Source organism: Aliivibrio sp. 1S175, from assembly GCF_001690985.1.
Classification (GTDB): domain Bacteria; phylum Pseudomonadota; class Gammaproteobacteria; order Enterobacterales; family Vibrionaceae; genus Aliivibrio.
Window position 1 is genome coordinate 1 of record NZ_MAJS01000041.1, and the last position, 746, is coordinate 746.

Consider the following 746-nt stretch of genomic DNA (forward strand, 5'->3'; position numbering starts at 1 on the left):
GATGCATTTGTTATATGCGCCTTAAATTGTTAGTGCTTTTATTGCTCGTTCGACGCCAAGGCGTGGACTGCTAATGACAGGAATAGAGGCGTTAACATGATTTTGAACCTCAGACATTGAAGCCTGAGCTAATACGATTAAGTCATACTTTGTCTCATTAGAGGTAATTACGGCACTGATTTGGTCATAATATTGTTCCATTTTGCCAGCTAGAAAGTAATCCCATGCATTTTCAACACGGCACAAAGTAAGCTTAGATTTTGAGTTGTGTTTGGCTAGCGATTTCAGCAACAGTTCACGAGTTGGTTCTAAAGTACTTTCTAGTGCCGCAAGAACCAAAATATTATTTCCATTTTCAACAGCAAAATCAGCCATTGCCTGATCGACTCGTTGAACTTTACAACCATTTAAGTTATCTATTTCTTCAGCAATGCCACCAATCGATGAACAAGTGATCACAATGACTTTGCTGACTAAACTCAAAGCTTCCAACTGCGCTAGAAGGTTAGATTTTAATATCGAATCAACACCAAACTGCTGAGCATGAGTTAACAATGACTCATCAACAATATGATTTATAAGTAAATTAGGCGAAAGCTCAGCAACTAATGAACCAAATTTTTCAATATGAACCTGACCTGTATGTATAAAAGAAATATCGTATTTCACTTTTTTCATCCTTGAAGCATATAACGCCTGCATAACACGTTTGCTATTATACAGACTTAGCTGAATTTTAACGCCTT

1 protein-coding gene is annotated in these 746 nt (G+C 37.0%); it reads right to left on the reverse strand.

The genetic code is table 11. The features are described from left to right. Nucleotides 1-21 precede the first annotated feature (21 nt). The coding region (locus A6E06_RS12865; RefSeq protein ID WP_255312094.1) for a hypothetical protein at nt 22-746 on the reverse strand (725 nt) is incomplete at its 5' end.